The organism is Maricaulis salignorans, from assembly GCF_900103475.1.
GTDB lineage: Bacteria > Pseudomonadota > Alphaproteobacteria > Caulobacterales > Maricaulaceae > Maricaulis > Maricaulis salignorans.
Genome location: NZ_FNHG01000005.1, coordinates 26,745 through 42,507, shown reverse-complemented (window position 1 = coordinate 42,507; position 15,763 = coordinate 26,745). Strand labels below are relative to the sequence as shown.

Genomic DNA, 15,763 nt, shown 5'->3' with positions numbered 1-15,763 from the left:
TTATGCCCTGCATCACTCGATGCGCGGCCATGAAGAAGGGGGTTTCTAGAGGCCGTCCCGGAGCCGTCACCGGGCGCTGCGACGGACGCATGATGTGCATCGACCAATGATTGTGATTTTCGACGAAGCCGCTGTCTGGCGCATGAAGACCCGATCATCCGGCCCGTTTTTCTGTAAGCTGAACACATGAACATGACACTGAACGCTCTGATCGCCCCGCTGCGGCGCCTCGATCCGCTCCTGCAGATCCGCCTGTGGGCCGTCGCGCTGACGCTGGCACTGACCCTGACCGACACGCTCGGCGCACTCAGCATGCCCGGCGCTGACAATCGCAGTGGCGGACAAATCATACTGGCGCACATCTTCGTCTATGCCTTGGGCAGTCTGACTGTTTGCCAACTGGTGCTCACACCATTCCTGCACCCGGGCACAGCGATGATCTGGCGTTGGATTGCGGTGATTGCCGGGGTGTTCGCCAACCCGGTGGTGGAGGTGACGGCCTATGGGCTTTTCATCACCCCGGACGTCCTGTCTTCGACCACAAAATTCTGGAACATTTATCTTTTCAGCATGCTGGCGACCGCCGGTCCACGGGTAATCCTGTGGCTTTCGCTGATGCTGGTGTTGCTGCATCAGATGAGGCGCCGGGCGGAAGAAGCCCGGGTCCGGGGGCTGGAAATCTCCTTTACCCGGGCGCGCCTCGCGCGGCTGGAGACCCAGATCAATCCACATTTTCTGTTCAATGCATTGAACACCATCTCCGCGCTCGTCACGCTGGAGCGCAAATCTGATGCCGTCGACGCGGTCGCGTCGCTGGGTGAACTATTGCGGCGCAGCCTGAAGCACAGCGCCAGCCCGCTGGCCTCGATTGCCGACGAGATTGAATCAACCGAGCTCTACCTGCAGATTGAAGCCTTGCGCTTCCCGGACCGCCTGACCGTCGTCTGGAACATCCCGGACCGCTATCTCAACGTGGCGATCCCGCGCTTCACGCTCCAGCCTCTGCTGGAGAATGTCGTCAAACATAGCGTCGCCAGATCCGTCACCCTGGTGACCGCGACCGTCGAGGTCACCGCCGCACCCGGCTCGAAATGCTGCATCAGCGTCCGCAATGATGGCTATGTGCCCGCCGGCCCGGAAGCCTGCGACGAGATGGCCAACGACGGGATCGGCATCGCCAACCTGAAGCTACGCACGGAAATCCTGTTCCCCGGGGCCGGAGAGTTGACGTGCGGCCCGCTCGACGAAAACCAGTTTGAGTGCCGGCTCACCATCCCCGTCAGCCGGGCCGAACCCTCAGAATCTTCGGAGGATGACGCATGATGAAAGTACTGATCGTGGATGACGAACCGCTCGCGGTCGCCAATCTTGAGCATTTACTGGCCTCGATGGACGGTATCACCGTGGTCGCGACGGCTAAGAATGGCCTGGCCGCACTGCACGCCTTTGACGCGAGAAAGCCCGACCTGGTACTCGTCGATATCGACATGCCGGGTATGGACGGGCTCAGCCTGGCGCGGGAATTGAGTACACGTGGTGCGCCGCAGGTGATCTTCGTGACCGCATTTGACCAGTTTGCGTCGCAGGCCTTCGATGTCGCCGCAACCGATTTTGTGCTCAAGCCCATTCATCCGCAGCGTTTGTGCGAAGCTCTGGAGCGCGTGCGGCAGCGGCTTTTGGTGGCACCGATTCTCAATGCGGTCCGAAATGCCGCCCGCGAGCTCGACCAGATGTCACCGTCCAATGGCGCAGCCAGCCCTCCGGACAGGTTCTACTGGGCCAAGACAGGCAATCGCTCACAGCGCATCGCGATGGCCGATGTCACGAGAATTGAGGCCTGCAAGGACTATGTTTTCATCCATACGCGACACGAGAAGGTGATGGTTCGAGCGACGATGGCGAGTCTGGAGAAGGAATTCTCAGGCACATCAATCCGGCGCGTGCATCGGTCCCATATGGTCAATCTGCAGGATATCAGCGAAGTCGTCAGCGACGGTAATTCGTGCACCGTCAATCTTGCGAACGGTGCCGAGATCCCGGTGGGCCGGCATTATCGCGCCCAGCTGGGCGCGATGCAGGAGCACAATTAGGGCGGCGTCCAGAACCTGCCCCGCAAAATACCCGTCCTGCCGGCGCAATAATCTCAAACCGGCAAAGCCACCAGATCGCACCCGGGTCTGAAGCCCGGATACGATCTGGCAGTCTCAGTTCAGTCTGCCCCGATTACTGGGGTTCGTCGGTCGCTGGCTCGTCGGCTGGCGTGACGGCTTCTTCAATGGCTTCAGCCGCATCCTGGATGGCATCACCCGTTGCGTCGGCTGCGTCCTGCATTGCTTCGCCGGTAGCTTCGGCAGCATCTTGCAGGTCATCGCCGATGGAATCCTCGGTGAGGCCCATGTCTTCGCCTGCTTCTTCAGCGGCATCGCCCATGGCATCAGCGGCATCTTCCATGTGCTCGGCAGCCGATTCCATATTGTCATCGGCGCTCTCGCCCGTACCATCGGAACAGGAAGCGAGCAGTAGTGCTGCGGCCGAAGCCGCGATCATCAGTTCAAAACGCATGTCATTCTCCTTGTGACCGCACACATATAGCAGATTTTGTGGCGCAGGAATGCAGTTTTCTTAACCGCGTGTAATATATTTCGCACTTGCGGCATCGCAAGCGCCGCAATCGACTTTTTTTTCGCTGAGCCAGGCCGCCGAACCGCACGTCCCCGTTGACACTGCCACGGCCCTCCGCTACTCCGCGCCCTCCTTAATCAATGCGTGTCAACACGAAGGCCTTGCCATGAAAGTCCGCAGCTCTCTCAAGTCGCTGAAAAATCGTCACCGTGATTGCAAGGTCGTGAAACGTGGCGGTCGTGTCTATGTGATCAACAAGACCGATCCCCGCTTCAAAGCCCGTGCCGGCTAGGCTTTCACAGTCGATGGCTCACAAGGCTGTCCTGTGGGATCTGGGCAAAGTCCTTCTGGACTGGTCGCCCGCCTATCTCTATCGCAAGATTTTCAGAAATGAAGACGCGGTCCAGGACTTCCTGGGCCGTGTTTGCACGATGGAATGGCACCAGGCGCATGATCGCGGCGTGCCAATGGCGGAGAATCGCCGCGCCCTGATTGCGCAATATCCCGAGCATGAAGCGGCCATCACCGCCTGGGAAACCCGCTTCCCGGAAATGCTCCAGGGCTCCGTCCCCGGCACCGCCGAAGCGATCGAAGCCCTCGCCGCACGCGGCATCCCGCAATATGCCCTCACCAATCTGCCCGCCGAATGGGTCGAGCCCGTCAACCGGCTCTACCCGGCCATGCGCCATATGCGCGACACCATCGTCTCGGCGCATGAGGGCGTGATCAAGCCGGACCGGCGCATTTACGAGATCACGGCCGCGCGCCTGCCGCATGATCCAGCCGATGTGATCTTCTTCGATGACCGCGAGGCCAATGTCATTGCAGCGCGCGAATTCGGCTTTGATTCCGAGCTGTTCACTGACGAAACCAAGCTGCGCTCAGACCTGGCGGCCCGCGGCCTGCTCTAGCGTCGGGCCGGTGCGACAAGATTCCGGACCGCGAGAATCAGCAACCCCCTATCCATGCCGCTCCGCTTGGCCTTAAATGCATACCGGAAACACGAAAGCACCGGAGGCTGGCATCAGACCCGCCCCGCCCATTGGTCGATATCGAGGAGCACACCATGGATCTCAACTTCACGCCCGAGGAAGACGCCTTCCGCGCGGAAGTACGCAGTTTTCTGAAGGATAATCTGTCCGAAGAGCTCGCGACCAAGGTTCGCAATGGCGAAGAGCTTGGCAAGGCTGACATCGAGAGCTGGCACGCGACCCTGCAGAGCCGCAACTGGCTCGCCGCGACCTGGCCGGTCGAATATGGCGGCCCGGGCTGGAATGCCGTGCAGCGCCATATCTTCGACGAGGAATGCTGCCTGGCGAACGCGCCGCGCATCGTGCCCTTCGGTCTGGGCATGCTCGGCCCTGTCCTGATCAAATTCGGTACCGAGAAGCAGAAAGCCGATATCCTGCCGCGCATTCTCGATGGCAGTGATTGGTGGTGCCAGGGCTATTCCGAGCCCGGTGCCGGTTCCGATCTCGCCAGCCTGAAAACCCGCGCCATCCGCGAGGGCGATGATTACATCATCAATGGCCAGAAGACCTGGACCACGCTGGGCCAGTATGCCGACAAGATTTTCTGCCTCGTGCGCACCTCCACCGAGGGCAAGCGCCAGGAGGGGATTTCCTTCGTACTGGTCGACATCAAGACCCCCGGCATCGAAGTGCGCCCGATCAAGCTGATCGAGGGCGGTTATGAAGTGAATGAGGTCTTCTTCTCCGATGTCCGCGTGCCGGTCTCAAATCTGGTCGGGGTCGAGAATGAAGGCTGGACCATCGCCAAATTCCTCCTCACCCATGAGCGCACCGGCATTGCCGGTGTCGGCGCCTCGACCCAGGCCCTGCACGAGCTCAAAGCGCTGGCCCGCAAGCTGAAACGCCGCGGCAAGCCGCTGATCGAGGATCCGCTCTTCGCGGCTCGCATCGCCGAAGCCGAGATCGATCTGGAAGCCCTGCGCATGACCAATCTGCGCGTTCTGGTCGATGCCTCCGGCGGCGCCGCCTCCAACACCATTGCCTCCATGCTGAAGATCAAGGGCACGGTGATCCGGCAGAACCTCGACGATCTGGCCCGTCGCGCCCTCGGCCCGGCTGCGGCCCCCTTCCCGATGGAGGCGCTGGCCGGCAATCTCGCCGTTGCGCCACCGGAAGCGGCGGCCAGTGCTGCGAGCTATTTCAACAATCGCAAGCTTTCGATCTTCGGTGGGTCCAACGAGATTCAGCGCAATATCATCGCCAAAGACATTTTCGGAGCCTGAGCCATGAACTTCAATCAAACCGACGACCGGCGCATGATCTCCGACAGCCTGCGCCGCTATCTCGCCGACCAGTATCCGGTCGAGCACCGCATAAAGATCGCCTATGACGCGCCCTTCCACGATGCCAAGAAATGGGGCGAACTGGCCGAGCTCGGCATTCTCGGCGCCCTCGTCTCCGAAGACCAGGGCGGTTTCGGCGGCGAAGGCTTCGACATCGCCATCGTGTTCGAGGAATTCGGCCGCACACTCTGCCCGGAACCCATGCTGGGCAATCTGATGGGCCTGCGCCTGTATGCGGCGTTTGGCCAGTCCGACAAGGTCGACGCCATCATCGCCGGCACCGCCCGCACGGCACTCGCCGTGTTCGAGGCTGAGGCCTTCACCGATACCAGCGAGATCGCAACCTCGGCGACCCAGTCCGGCGAGAACTGGACGCTGAGCGGCCGCAAGAGCCTGGTCTATGGCGGTCATGCCGCTGACACGCTGCTGGTCGCGGCGCGCACGCCGGCCGGCAAGATCGGCCTGTTCGAGATCGAGGCCAAGGCGGCCGATATCCATAGCTACGCCATGATTGATGGTGGCGGCGCGGCCGAAGTCGGGCTCGACAATGTGTCCGCCAAATGCCTCTCCGGGGATGCGGGCGAGACCATCGAAGCCGCCCTCGATGCCGGCCGTCTGGCGCTGTGCGCCGAAGCCGTCGGTGCGATGGATGTGCTCAAGGAGATGACCAAGGACTATCTCATGCAGCGCCAGCAATTCGGCCGCCCGATCGCCACCTTCCAGGCCCTGCAGCACCGCCTCGTCGACCTCTCGATCGAGATTGAACAGGCGCGCTCCATCACCATCCACGCCGCCGGCGCCGTCGACACGCCGGGCCGTGCCCTGGCCGTCGCCAAGGCCAAAAACCTGATCGGCCGCGCCGGCAAGCTGGTCGCCGAAGAAGCCGTCCAGATGCATGGCGGCATCGGCATGACCTGGGAGTATGCCGGTTCCCACTACGCCAAACGCCTGACCATGATCGACGCCCAGCTGGGCGATAAGGAAGATCAGCTGCGCCGGGTTATGGAGCTGATGTCGGCCTAGAAACGGTTGGGGGGCATGCGCCGGTGGTGCGTGCCCCCTCACCCCGCCAGCGCGTTCAACACTTGTCAGCCTGATGGCTACTTGGGAGGTGGGTCTGCGGGAGACGAAGGTTTACCTGTGATTTCGGACTGTCGGAGACAGGGCTCGCACCTGAGGCTGGTCCGACGCCTCTAGTTGTGGTATCCGCGAAACACAGACTAACAATAGTCTGACCAAGGCTCGCCAACCGGCGAGCCTTTTTTGTTGGAGCCTGCCATATGGACGATTTCCATGGGTGGCTGCCTGCCTTGCTGAAAATTGTGATCGACCTTTTCTTACGGCCGAGAAACTCGAGCCCCAATTTCGAGCAGTCGGAAACGTCTGTTCGCTTGGGCAATTTCGAGTACCGTCACAAGTCTACAAAGCTGCGCCACTAATTCAGTCAATCTGAATCTTGGAACTCTGGATCATATGGCCCATTGGTCAGGCTCTTTCTTGCGACTAACACGCATTCGCAAACTTATTCGCCGCACCCTATGCGGAGATTGGCACCTCTATTCACCGCATCTGATGCGGTGAATAGGTGGCTCGGGCACTTTCGGTGCGGCCGCCACAGGAGAAGAGGAGCCTTCCCCGGGGCGCGCACCAGAGGTACATGTCCCTATCCCTCAGCCTCACAGGACACCCGCCATGCCCAAGCTCCGCCCCCTCGGCTCCAGCGGTCTTTCCACGCCAGCCCTTGTCTTCGGCGGCAATGTGTTTGGCTGGACGCTGCAAACCCCGCAGGCTTTCGACGTGCTCGACCGTTTCATTGAAGCCGGCGGCACGATGATCGATACCGCTGATGTCTATTCGGCCTGGGTGCCGGGCCATGTCGGCGGCGAATCGGAGACGGTGATCGGGGACTGGCTCAAGCGGCGCGGGCGGCGCGATGATGTGCTGATCGCGACCAAGGTCGGCATGTTGCCGATCGACGGGCCCAAACCGCTCGATCCGGAATTGATTGCGCGCCATGTCGAGGCCTCTCTCAACCGGCTGCAGACCGATTATATCGACCTCTATTACGCGCACCAGGACGATCCCGACACGCCGATGGACGAGGTATTGCACGCGTTCTCCAAACTGGTTGATGCGGGCAAGGTCAAGGCGCTCGGAGCGTCCAATTTTTCGGCCGAACGGCTTGGGCAATCGCTGGAGATGAGTGCCGCGCGCGGCTGGGCCGCCTATTCGGTGCTACAGCCGGAATTCAACCTGATCCGCCGCCACCGTTTTGCCGGGGCGCTGCGTGATCTGTGCATCGAAAAGAATATCGGGGTTCTGAGCTATTTCGGCCTCGCCTCGGGCTTCCTGACCGGGAAATACCGCTCGAAGGCGGATATCGGCAAAAGCGCGCGCGGCGACCGGATGACGGCCTATTTCACTGAGCCGCACATGACCTTGCTCGGCGTGATGGACGATGTCGCAGCTCAGACCGGTGCCAGCCTGTCGCAAATCTCCCTCGCCTGGATCGCCGCCCAGCCCGGCATCACCGCCCCGATCGCCAGCGCCACCAGCATCAAACAGCTCGACGAGCTGCTCGGATCGCTGACGCTGGAGCTGAGCGCGGAGCAATTGGCGCGGCTGGATGCGGCGGAGATTCAGGCCGGGGCGTGAGCCCGCCGGAAACCGGCTTCCCCGTTGCAGCTTCCCCGGTTACATCTGTCTGACACTTCACGCCGAATCCCGGCCCAATGAAAGAGACCCACCATGGCAGCCTACCCCTTCACCATGCTCGGCACACTCGCTGCCGTCCTCCTCACACTGCTCTTCGCGATCCGCACCGGGATGATGCGTGGCAAGACCGGCGTCAAGGCGCCGGCCATGTCCGGCTCCGAAGAATTCGAGCGCGCCAATCGCGTTCATCTCAACACGGTCGAGCAGATGGTGCTCTTCCTGCCTGTGCTATGGATTTTCGCTACGCTGGCCGGGGATCTCTATGCGGGCATTGGCGCCCTGGTCTGGCTGATCGGGCGCGTGCTGTTTTCGCAAGGCTATATGGCCGACCCGGCCAAGCGCGAACTCGGCTTCATGATCGGCGCCCTCGCTGTCATCGTGATGTTCCTCGGCTCGACTGGCCTGCTCGTCTGGGGCCTGTTCACCGGCTGATACCGGCGGCAGCCGTGCCTTAAATCCTGGCAAGATGCGGCGGCGCCCTCTGGACGCCGCCGCAAGAGCCTCTATCCTCGTGACCATGATGATCCTGCTCGCTTCCGCCCTGCTGACCTTCGCCGCCGCGCAGGATGCCCCGCCGCTCACCGAGACGGTGCAGATTGCGCCGCAGGTCGAGTTCCAGACACCGCAGGAAAGGCTGACAGCCCGGCTTGATGCGCTGGCGACAGCCGATGAGGCGGCCGCCCGTCCGCTGGTCGACGAAATCCTTGCCCTCTGGTCCCATTCCGGCAGCGACACCGTCTCGCTGCTGATGGATCGCGGCTATGCCGCCGAGGCCGCTGGCGACAATGATATCGCGGCCCGTATGTATGACCATGTCACCGCGCTGGCGCCGGACTTCGCCGAGGGCTGGCTCGCCGCCGGACGTGTCGCGACGCAGCTGGAAGACTGGACCTATGCCTTCGAGACGCTGAACACCGCCCTGACCCTCGAACCGCGCCGTTTCGACGCCTATGTCACGCTCGGGCGGGTGCTCGAAAATGCCCAGGCCCTCAATGCCGCGCTTGACGCCTATGAGGAAGCGCTGGAAATCCACCCGACCTATGCCCCGGCCGTCACTGCCAAGGCCCGCATTGATGCGGCGCGCGCCGGACGCGCGCTGTAGCGGTGCCGCCAGCCGGTCTCATCGCGCTGATTGCCCTGGCCGGACTTTTTCTCGGTGCCTTTGGTGGCTGGCTGGTCTCGCGCCGGATCGGCAAGACCCACCCGCCCGAAGGCGAATTTCTCGAAATCGGCGGCATTCGCCTGCATTACCGCCGCAGCGGCGATCCCGCCCGCCCGGCCATTCTGGTCCTGCATGGCGCTGCCTCCAATCTGGAAGAGCCGCGAATGGCCCTTGGCGAGGCCTTCGCCGGCGAGAATGTCATCTGGCTCGACCGCCCCGGACTGGGCTGGAGCGAACGGCCAAAGTCGAGACGCTGGTCGCCCGCCGATGAAGCGGCGCTGATCGACAATTTCCTCGACCGGCTGGAGATTCCCGAAACCGTGGTGATCGGTCATTCCTGGGGCGGCGCGATCGCGATGCGCCTTGCCATGGACCATCCTCGCCGCATCACCGGCCTGGTGCTGGTCGCGCCGGCACTGTCCGCCTGGATCGGCGAAGCGGCCTGGTTCAATTCTGCCAGTGGCTGGCCGCTCGTGGGGCCCTTGCTGACCCGCATCATCATTCCGCTGGTCGGGCATGGCCAGCTGGCGGCCGGTGCGCGCTCGGCCTTCCATCCCGAAACTGTGCCGGACGACTATGTCGCGGCATCGCGCCTGCCGCTCATCCTGCGCCCGGGCAACTGGATCGCCAATGCGCGCGACATGATGCAGGTCAATCGGCATCTGGAAATGCAGGAAGAGGGCTACGAGAATATCACCCTGCCAACCGTGTTTCTGGCCGGGAAGGCCGATACGGTGGTGTGGACGCATCGCCATTCCGGCCAGGTCGCAGCGCGGATGGCCCAGGCCGAGTTGCGCCTGATTTCCGGCGCAGGGCATAATCTCCACCACCATCACCCGCGCGCTGTGCTCGAGGCGGCGATCGCCGTGCGCGAACGGGCACAGGACTGAAGATTCCGGTGGAAACCACTGGCCGACCGGCTTGAGGCTGACGCCTTGCCAGCCTAGTGTCGCGCTCCGCCGCAGCAAAGGTTACACAGATGGCTTTCACCGATACCGCACCGACAGGCCCGATTGACGATTCCGACGCCATGGGCGGGGTCGCGCGCGATCATCTGAAGTCTTTTGTCGCCCGCATCGAGCGGCTTGAAGAAGACAAGGCCAATGTGATGGCCGACATCAAGGAAGTGTATGCCGAGGTCAAATCCATGGGTTTCGATCCCAAGGTGATGCGCAAGGTGATCTCCCTGCGCAAGATCGACCGCAATGAGCGCCAGGAAATGGAAGCGCTTCTTGAATTGTATCTCGGCGCCGTCGAGAGCTAAACTGCCCGCCTCCCCCAAAGGAGGATCGCGTGCCCCGCAAGATCGACGAAAAGAAGACCCGCAAGGCCCTGCGCCGGCTGGAGCGTGCCAAGCGCGCCGCCGAGCAGGCCGGCACCCCGGATGCTTCCCTGTCGGAATGGGAGGGCGAGTTCCTCGGCTCGCTGGAGGAAAGGCTCGAGACCTATGGCTCGGCCTTCAATGATCCCGGCAAGGGCGATACCGAGGAAGCGCTCTCGGCGCGGCAGGCGCTGAAACTGCGCGAGATCGAGAAAAAAGCCGCCGGCAAGGCGCGCAAACCCATGTCGCAGGGCAAGGGTTTCAAGCGCAAAACGCCCGCTCCCGGCCCGCGTTCGCGCGATATCCATGAGGATTTCGATCCGTCTCCGCCGCCCGCATCCAGGCCGGTGGCGGGTCGCGCGACCGGCCCCGTCGCGGTGCCTGCACCGGAGGACGCCGTCCCGGCACCAAAGCCGGCGGCCAGCCGGCCTGGCGGTTTCACGCCGCGCGTGATCGAGGGCGGCAAGACTCGCCTTTGAGGCAAGGTGTTAGCGCGGCGTTAAATCTAATCCCACTCGCAAGGCGCGCCGGCTGCGTAAACGCGTATCATTGCCCTACGATCAGAGGAGATCAGAGCAATGTTCGATACCCGGTTTGACCCGATGGATCAGATAAACCTCATGCAGGAGAATGTTCTGGACTGCCTTGGTTCGGCTGTCGAAAACACGCTCTCCTCGGTACGGGGCGCAGCCGCCTTCCAGCGCGGCATTGATCAGCTCGACCGGCTGAGCGCCTTCAAGGCCGATCATGTCTACGCCCCGCTGTCCGCCGATCCGCTGGCGCGGGAATATGTCGCCCATCTTGACGAGCAATTGCTTGACCTGATGGCCCGGATCGATGTCCTGCGCACCCATGTCGAACTCGGACTCGAAGTCGGCAGCGACAATGCCGAAGGCATGGCGGATTCGCTGCTGGCCCTGGTCCGGCAATTGAGGATTTCCTTTAGCCGCGAGGCCGCCTTGATCCCGGTCTATGCCGCCTGGCAGGAACGCGCGCCCCTTCACACCGCTCCGCCCCGGGAGCTCCAGCTGGCCGGCGCCCACCTCTGACGTCCCACCCCTGACGCATCCCCCCGGTCCCCGCGCTCTCCCCCCGGCGCGGCGGCCCGGAATTCGGGCCGGCTCCCCCGGGAGACGGCCCGTTTTTTTGGGATTTTGCGCATCCCGAAACCAGAAACGGACCAGCTCCCATGGGGAACCGGCCCGCTTCACAGCCTGCCACACAACACGTGGCAGGCATCCCGTGGCTGGGAAGCTCGTCTGGAGATCTAGCCGGTGGCGCGGACGCCTTCGACATCGAGATCGTATTCGCGGACCTTGCGATACAGGGTCGAGCGGCCGACACCGAGGCGGCGGGCGACTTCGCTCATCCGTCCGGCATAGGTCTCGATCGCGAATTCGATCAGGTCACGTTCGATATCCTCGAGTGACCGCAGATTGCCGCCGGCATCCATGATCTCCACCGGGGCCGGCTCGCCAGCACCCGCCATCAGTTCGACCGCGGCCGGAGAGATTTCGCCGGCACTCGGCGCACGGCTCTGGATATCGGGGATGAGACCGGAGATTTGCGGGAAATCGGCCGGCGTCAGATAATCACCATCGGCCAGGATAACGGCCCGGAAGACCGCGTTCTCCAGCTGACGCACATTACCCGGCCAGTCGAACTTGCTCAGCATGGCGTGCGTTTCCGGCGCCGCATCGACGATCGCCTTGCCTTCCTGGGCATTGAAGCGGCCGATGAAATGACGCACCAGGGCTGGCACATCATCCTGGCGCGAGCGCAGGGATGGCACTTCGATCGGGAAGACATTCAGGCGGTAGAACAGATCCTCGCGGAAGGCACCGGCGGCGACGCGTTCGGTCAGGTCGCGATTGGTTGCCGAAATGATGCGGGTATTGACCTTGACGGGGCGTTTGGAGCCGACAGGATCGACCTCGCCCTCTTGCAGGGCCCGCAGCAGTTTGACCTGCATGTCGAGCGGCAGCTCACCGACCTCATCCAGGAAAAGAGTGCCACCATCGGCCTCCTGGAATTTGCCCATATGCTTGCCGGTCGCGCCGGTGAAGGAGCCCTTTTCGTGACCGAACAGGGTTGATTCCACCAGATTTTCCGGAATTGCCCCGCAATTGACCGCCACGAAAGGACCACCGGCGCGCTTGGAGGCGGCCATGATCGACTGGGCGACCAATTCCTTGCCAACGCCGGATTCGCCGGTGACCAGGATCGGGATATCCGATTGCGCGGCGCGTTCACCGAGCCGGACGACCTGCTGCATGGCTGCAGCATCGGCGATCATGTCGGCAAAGCCCGACATATTGGCCGCCTTGCGGGTCAGGCGCTTGACCTCACCACTGAGGTTTTGAACCTTCAAGGCATTGCGGATCGACACCGCGATGCGTTCCGGACTGGCCGGCTTGACGAAGAAGTCCGACGCGCCGGCCCGCATGGCCGCCACCACGGTTTCAATACCGCCGCTGGCCGTCAGCACGATGACCGGAAGATCGGGCAATCGCTTCTTGACCGCCTCCAGCGTCTCCATGCCATCCATCCCCGGCATGATCAGATCGAGCAGCATCACATCGACAGGCGATGAAGCCACACGGTCCAGGGCCGCATCGCCGCTTTCTGCGGTCTCTACGCGGTAGCCCTGTTTTTCGATCACCGCCTGAAGAAGGCGGCGTTGCGTCGGATCGTCATCAACGATCAGAACTGATTTCACCATCACACCCACGCCTTTTCGGTCGCATTGTTTTCGCCGGGTCTTTTGACCTCGCTGCCGTTGCCGACAGGGCGTCTATGCGGACCGTTATGGGACACTCTTCTAAATTTCACGTTTAAGCGGCGGCAAGGACCGGTTAAGCATAAGCTTGCCGAGAGGGGTTTCCCTCGCCGTCGAGACGCGATGATGAACGATTCAGCGAGCCGTATTTCCCGGAACAGCGTGCGCTGGCCGTTTGCAGCGCAGGACGGGTTTTCGGAATTGCACGAGCACCAGCGCCTGCTCTTCATCCATTCCCTGCCCGGCATGCTGGTCTGGCCCGGCCTGTTATTCGGCCTCGCCATCCTGTTCCAGATTCTCTCCCAGGGGGCCTGGGCCCTGATCGATGGCAAGACGTTGGGCCTGACGATGGAGACCGCGCAATTTGCCGGATCGACCGTAGCCTATGCAGTCCTGGCACTGTTGATGTGGCATCATTTCGGGATTTATGCCGCCCATCGCGCCGCCTTCTCGGTGATCCCGCTCAGGCTGCACGATTATCTCGCCGGCCTGCTCATCCTCGTATTCATGCTGACCATTGGCAGCCCGCTGACGCTCTGGTTCCACCAGATTGCAATGCTCGATCCGGGCCTGACCCTGGCCGGGGGAGCCGAGCTGGAGGATGTCTCCAATGTCGATGATTTCGTCAGCAATGGCGCGGCCCTGTGGGCGATCATCCTGTTGACCATGCTGGCCGCACCGATTGTCGAGGAAGTCCTGTTCCGCGGCTGGATGCTGCCCATGCTGATCGCGCGCGGCGTGCCCGGCCTGTTCGCCGTGCTGATTTCGGCGGCCGCGTTCGGACTGATCCATATCGGCCAGGGTCTGATGGTGATGACATCGACCGCCCTGCTCGGCGTGGCACTGGGGGTGGCGCGGCTGGTGACCGGCCGTGTGGCCGCGCCGGTGCTCGGGCATATCGCCAATAATGCATGGGCGGTATTCGCCATCCCGCTTTTGACCGGAATGCAGCCTGGCTGAGATTGACGCAGCGCAGCATCGGCGCTAGCGCTGGATCATGACAAAGACCTCCCCCCGTCCGGCGCGTCCGCCTGCTCCGCTTGTCCAGTATGAAGGCGCCAAGCCCCCCGCACCGGCCTGGTTCGAGCGCGCGCTCGCCGTGCCGACCGAAACCGGTACTGTCATCGTCGACAACGCCACCATTCACTGGAAAGCCTGGGGCGAGACCGGCCTGCCCGGCCTGATCCTGGTGCATGGCGGTGTGGCCCACAAGGACTGGTGGGATTCCATCGCGCCCTTCCTGGCCGAGACAAGGCGCGTCGTTGCGCTGGATTTGTCCGGCATGGGCGGTAGCGATCACCGCGACGCCTACCGCATGGACACCTATGCCCTGGAAGCCATTACCGCCGGCCGCGCCGGCGGGGCCTTCGCGGCGGGTGCGCCCTTCATGGCCGGGCATTCCTTCGGCGGATTTGTCGCGCTTGCGACGGCGGCGGAATACGGTGCTGAACTGGCCGGGATCGCCGTCCTGGACAGCCCCGTCCGGCCCGAACGCGAGCAACGCAACTCGCCCCCGCCCAGCCGTGGCGGCAGCGTGTATGCCTCCTTCGAGGCCGCGCTCCAGCGTTTCCGGCTGCTGCCCGAACAGGAGTGCGCCAATGCCTTCCTGCTGGACCATATCGCGCGCCAGTCATTGAAACCCGCCAAACGGCCGGACGGCAGCGATGGCTGGACCTGGAAATTTGATCCGCATCTGTGGAGCAAGCTGACCTATGACCGCGGCTCGCCGGCCGATATCGCCGCCAGCCTGAAATGCCGGGTCGCCCTGTTCCGTGGGTCTGATTCAAGCCTGGTCACGGATGAAGTCTGGGGATTCATGCGCGAGACTTTTGGCGCCGACACCACAATGGTCTCGATACCCGACGCCAAGCACCATCTGATCCTCGATCAGCCGATCGCCGTCGCCGCGGCGCTCGAAGTCCTGACCGGACCGGGCTGGGGTTGAGGCTTTCCCAAGGCTGACACCGCCGCCAGAGCAGCAAGCGCGCTCAGTCCTCGTGCTGCCGGAGCTCACGGGCGATGTCATCGGGCAGGGCGGAAGGACGCACGGTCATGGAGCGGCGCAGCGCGCCAAAAATCGCAACCAGAACGACAAGACCCAGCCAGATCGCACCGATCAGGCGCACCATCGGCCACATCGGGTCGAAGGCGCCGAAATTGAGATATTCCACTCCGGCCAGCCCTGCATAGACAAGCAAGGCGAGAAATCCGGACCAGATTGCGAATGGCATGCGCATCGGACATTCCCCCGTTCCGGTTCAACCCATACTGAAAGCGTTTCAGCGTCACAACCGGCCGCCCGGGAAAAACCCGGACCGTGGCGTTGCCGCAACATCCATGCCGCGCGGCCGCGGCCACCGGCCTGACCTGCGGCAGTCGCGCATCTTGGCCTGCGCTCCGACGCATGCTATCGGCAGAATAATATCAGTGACTCAAACAGGGGCAGTCCTCATGGCAGCTGACTACACGCGCGGCGAAATGAATATCACCAGCCAGAAGAACACGTTTGACGGCTTCATCGCGGTCAGTCTCTGGACGTCGCTGGTACTGATTGTCACCCTGCTCTATCTCACCCTGGTTTTCGCTGTTGGCACCGACTGGATGAGCTCGCTGATCGGCGTGGCCATTGTTGGCGTCGTGCTCGGCCTGCTGACCTCGATGAAGACCAGCTGGTATGTCACCGTCGGCGGACTATTCGTGTTCGGCGTGATTTGTGGCGGCCTGGCCCAGCTGTTCAGCGCCTTCCTCGCCGGCTGATTTCAGACCCGTATGGCAGGAATTTTTCCGGCAGGACTTCCCCTGACCGGCGAATTCGCGCATCGTAGCCGTCTGCAACATCAAGCGGCGGGA

19 protein-coding genes are annotated in these 15,763 nt (G+C 62.7%); 16 read left to right on the top strand and 3 right to left on the bottom strand.

The features are described 5' to 3' along the window. Window positions 1-192 precede the first annotated feature (192 nt). Both BLT42_RS05995 and BLT42_RS05990 read left to right on the top strand, forming a co-directional pair. Complete coding sequence (locus tag BLT42_RS05995) at window positions 193-1,323, top strand: sensor histidine kinase (protein ID WP_176780274.1); 1,131 nt, start codon at window positions 193-195, stop codon at window positions 1,321-1,323. Beyond that, window positions 1,320-2,090: a LytR/AlgR family response regulator transcription factor gene (locus BLT42_RS05990; protein WP_091768349.1), complete on the top strand. Its 771-nt coding sequence runs from the start codon at window positions 1,320-1,322 to the stop codon at window positions 2,088-2,090. The genes BLT42_RS05995 and BLT42_RS05990 overlap by 4 nt, the downstream gene beginning before the upstream one ends. 133 nt (window positions 2,091-2,223) lie before the next feature. On the opposite strand, the gene BLT42_RS05985 is transcribed toward BLT42_RS05990, so the two are convergent. Next, window positions 2,224-2,562: a hypothetical protein gene (locus BLT42_RS05985; RefSeq protein WP_091768346.1), complete on the bottom strand. Its 339-nt coding sequence runs from the start codon at window positions 2,560-2,562 to the stop codon at window positions 2,224-2,226. Window positions 2,563-2,788: 226 nt separating this feature from the next. Between BLT42_RS05985 and ykgO the strand changes: the two genes are divergently transcribed. The 11 genes from ykgO to BLT42_RS05930 all read left to right on the top strand — a co-directional run bounded on the left by ykgO (window position 2,789) and on the right by BLT42_RS05930 (window position 11,183). Beyond that, on the top strand, window positions 2,789-2,914 hold the full coding sequence (ykgO, locus tag BLT42_RS05980; protein WP_091768343.1) for a type B 50S ribosomal protein L36: 126 nt from the start codon (window positions 2,789-2,791) through the stop codon (window positions 2,912-2,914). 13 nt (window positions 2,915-2,927) lie between these two features. Next, window positions 2,928-3,533 (top strand): HAD family hydrolase, encoded by a 606-nt coding sequence (locus tag BLT42_RS05975; protein WP_091768340.1) that lies wholly within the window; start codon window positions 2,928-2,930, stop codon window positions 3,531-3,533. 155 nt (window positions 3,534-3,688) lie between these two features. Continuing rightward, window positions 3,689-4,876, top strand: coding sequence for an acyl-CoA dehydrogenase family protein (locus BLT42_RS05970; RefSeq protein WP_091768676.1), 1,188 nt, complete (start codon window positions 3,689-3,691; stop codon window positions 4,874-4,876). A 3-nt stretch (window positions 4,877-4,879) separates the two neighbouring features. After that, on the top strand, window positions 4,880-5,959 hold the full coding sequence (locus tag BLT42_RS05965) for an acyl-CoA dehydrogenase family protein (protein ID WP_091768337.1): 1,080 nt from the start codon (window positions 4,880-4,882) through the stop codon (window positions 5,957-5,959). A 669-nt stretch (window positions 5,960-6,628) separates the two neighbouring features. Beyond that, a complete protein-coding gene (locus tag BLT42_RS05960; RefSeq protein ID WP_091768334.1) occupies window positions 6,629-7,591 on the top strand; it encodes an aldo/keto reductase in 963 nt (320 codons plus the stop codon). A 93-nt stretch (window positions 7,592-7,684) separates the two neighbouring features. Continuing rightward, window positions 7,685-8,083 (top strand): MAPEG family protein, encoded by a 399-nt coding sequence (locus BLT42_RS05955; protein ID WP_091768331.1) that lies wholly within the window; start codon window positions 7,685-7,687, stop codon window positions 8,081-8,083. Window positions 8,084-8,168: 85 nt separating this feature from the next. Continuing rightward, entirely contained in the window at window positions 8,169-8,753 is a 585-nt protein-coding gene (locus tag BLT42_RS05950) for a tetratricopeptide repeat protein (protein ID WP_091768328.1), read from the top strand. Between the two features lie 2 nt (window positions 8,754-8,755). Next, window positions 8,756-9,703 (top strand): alpha/beta fold hydrolase, encoded by a 948-nt coding sequence (locus tag BLT42_RS05945; RefSeq protein ID WP_091768325.1) that lies wholly within the window; start codon window positions 8,756-8,758, stop codon window positions 9,701-9,703. 89 nt (window positions 9,704-9,792) lie between these two features. Then, on the top strand, window positions 9,793-10,077 hold the full coding sequence (locus tag BLT42_RS05940; RefSeq protein WP_091768322.1) for a DUF2312 domain-containing protein: 285 nt from the start codon (window positions 9,793-9,795) through the stop codon (window positions 10,075-10,077). A 29-nt stretch (window positions 10,078-10,106) separates the two neighbouring features. Then, on the top strand, window positions 10,107-10,613 hold the full coding sequence (locus BLT42_RS05935) for a hypothetical protein (RefSeq protein ID WP_091768319.1): 507 nt from the start codon (window positions 10,107-10,109) through the stop codon (window positions 10,611-10,613). Window positions 10,614-10,712: 99 nt separating this feature from the next. Beyond that, window positions 10,713-11,183, top strand: a complete 471-nt coding sequence (locus BLT42_RS05930; protein ID WP_091768316.1) for a hypothetical protein — start codon at window positions 10,713-10,715, stop codon at window positions 11,181-11,183. A gap of 218 nt (window positions 11,184-11,401) precedes the next feature. Here the strand turns inward: BLT42_RS05930 and BLT42_RS05925 are convergent, their stop codons facing one another. Beyond that, on the bottom strand, window positions 11,402-12,856 hold the full coding sequence (locus tag BLT42_RS05925; RefSeq protein WP_091768313.1) for a sigma-54-dependent transcriptional regulator: 1,455 nt from the start codon (window positions 12,854-12,856) through the stop codon (window positions 11,402-11,404). A gap of 183 nt (window positions 12,857-13,039) precedes the next feature. Here BLT42_RS05925 and BLT42_RS05920 point away from each other — a divergent pair, with 183 nt between their 5' ends. Continuing rightward, window positions 13,040-13,873, top strand: coding sequence for a CPBP family intramembrane glutamic endopeptidase (locus BLT42_RS05920; RefSeq protein WP_233342348.1), 834 nt, complete (start codon window positions 13,040-13,042; stop codon window positions 13,871-13,873). Between the two features lie 37 nt (window positions 13,874-13,910). After that, window positions 13,911-14,858, top strand: a complete 948-nt coding sequence (locus BLT42_RS05915; RefSeq protein ID WP_091768305.1) for an alpha/beta fold hydrolase — start codon at window positions 13,911-13,913, stop codon at window positions 14,856-14,858. Between the two features lie 43 nt (window positions 14,859-14,901). Here BLT42_RS05915 and BLT42_RS05910 read toward each other — a convergent pair whose 3' ends face one another. Next, window positions 14,902-15,150, bottom strand: a complete 249-nt coding sequence (locus BLT42_RS05910; RefSeq protein ID WP_143024060.1) for a hypothetical protein — start codon at window positions 15,148-15,150, stop codon at window positions 14,902-14,904. Between the two features lie 214 nt (window positions 15,151-15,364). On the opposite strand from BLT42_RS05910, the gene BLT42_RS15115 reads away from it, so the two are divergent. Then, window positions 15,365-15,670, top strand: coding sequence for an aa3-type cytochrome c oxidase subunit IV (locus BLT42_RS15115; RefSeq protein ID WP_176780272.1), 306 nt, complete (start codon window positions 15,365-15,367; stop codon window positions 15,668-15,670). Window positions 15,671-15,763 lie beyond the last annotated feature (93 nt).

Coding starts and splice junctions, on each gene's coding strand:
- BLT42_RS05950 (WP_091768328.1), top strand. CDS start 8,169: ATGATGATCCTGCTCGCTTCCGCCCTGCTGACCTTCGCCGCCGCGCAG.
- BLT42_RS05975 (WP_091768340.1), top strand. CDS start 2,928: ATGGCTCACAAGGCTGTCCTGTGGGATCTGGGCAAAGTCCTTCTGGAC.
- BLT42_RS05955 (WP_091768331.1), top strand. CDS start 7,685: ATGGCAGCCTACCCCTTCACCATGCTCGGCACACTCGCTGCCGTCCTC.
- BLT42_RS15115 (WP_176780272.1), top strand. CDS start 15,365: ATGGCAGCTGACTACACGCGCGGCGAAATGAATATCACCAGCCAGAAG.
- BLT42_RS05925 (WP_091768313.1), bottom strand. CDS start 12,856: ATGGTGAAATCAGTTCTGATCGTTGATGACGATCCGACGCAACGCCGC.
- BLT42_RS05915 (WP_091768305.1), top strand. CDS start 13,911: ATGACAAAGACCTCCCCCCGTCCGGCGCGTCCGCCTGCTCCGCTTGTC.
- BLT42_RS05965 (WP_091768337.1), top strand. CDS start 4,880: ATGAACTTCAATCAAACCGACGACCGGCGCATGATCTCCGACAGCCTG.
- BLT42_RS05995 (WP_176780274.1), top strand. CDS start 193: ATGACACTGAACGCTCTGATCGCCCCGCTGCGGCGCCTCGATCCGCTC.
- BLT42_RS05985 (WP_091768346.1), bottom strand. CDS start 2,562: ATGCGTTTTGAACTGATGATCGCGGCTTCGGCCGCAGCACTACTGCTC.
- BLT42_RS05990 (WP_091768349.1), top strand. CDS start 1,320: ATGATGAAAGTACTGATCGTGGATGACGAACCGCTCGCGGTCGCCAAT.
- BLT42_RS05930 (WP_091768316.1), top strand. CDS start 10,713: ATGTTCGATACCCGGTTTGACCCGATGGATCAGATAAACCTCATGCAG.
- BLT42_RS05940 (WP_091768322.1), top strand. CDS start 9,793: ATGGCTTTCACCGATACCGCACCGACAGGCCCGATTGACGATTCCGAC.
- BLT42_RS05960 (WP_091768334.1), top strand. CDS start 6,629: ATGCCCAAGCTCCGCCCCCTCGGCTCCAGCGGTCTTTCCACGCCAGCC.
- BLT42_RS05920 (WP_233342348.1), top strand. CDS start 13,040: ATGAACGATTCAGCGAGCCGTATTTCCCGGAACAGCGTGCGCTGGCCG.
- BLT42_RS05970 (WP_091768676.1), top strand. CDS start 3,689: ATGGATCTCAACTTCACGCCCGAGGAAGACGCCTTCCGCGCGGAAGTA.
- BLT42_RS05910 (WP_143024060.1), bottom strand. CDS start 15,150: ATGCGCATGCCATTCGCAATCTGGTCCGGATTTCTCGCCTTGCTTGTC.
- ykgO (WP_091768343.1), top strand. CDS start 2,789: ATGAAAGTCCGCAGCTCTCTCAAGTCGCTGAAAAATCGTCACCGTGAT.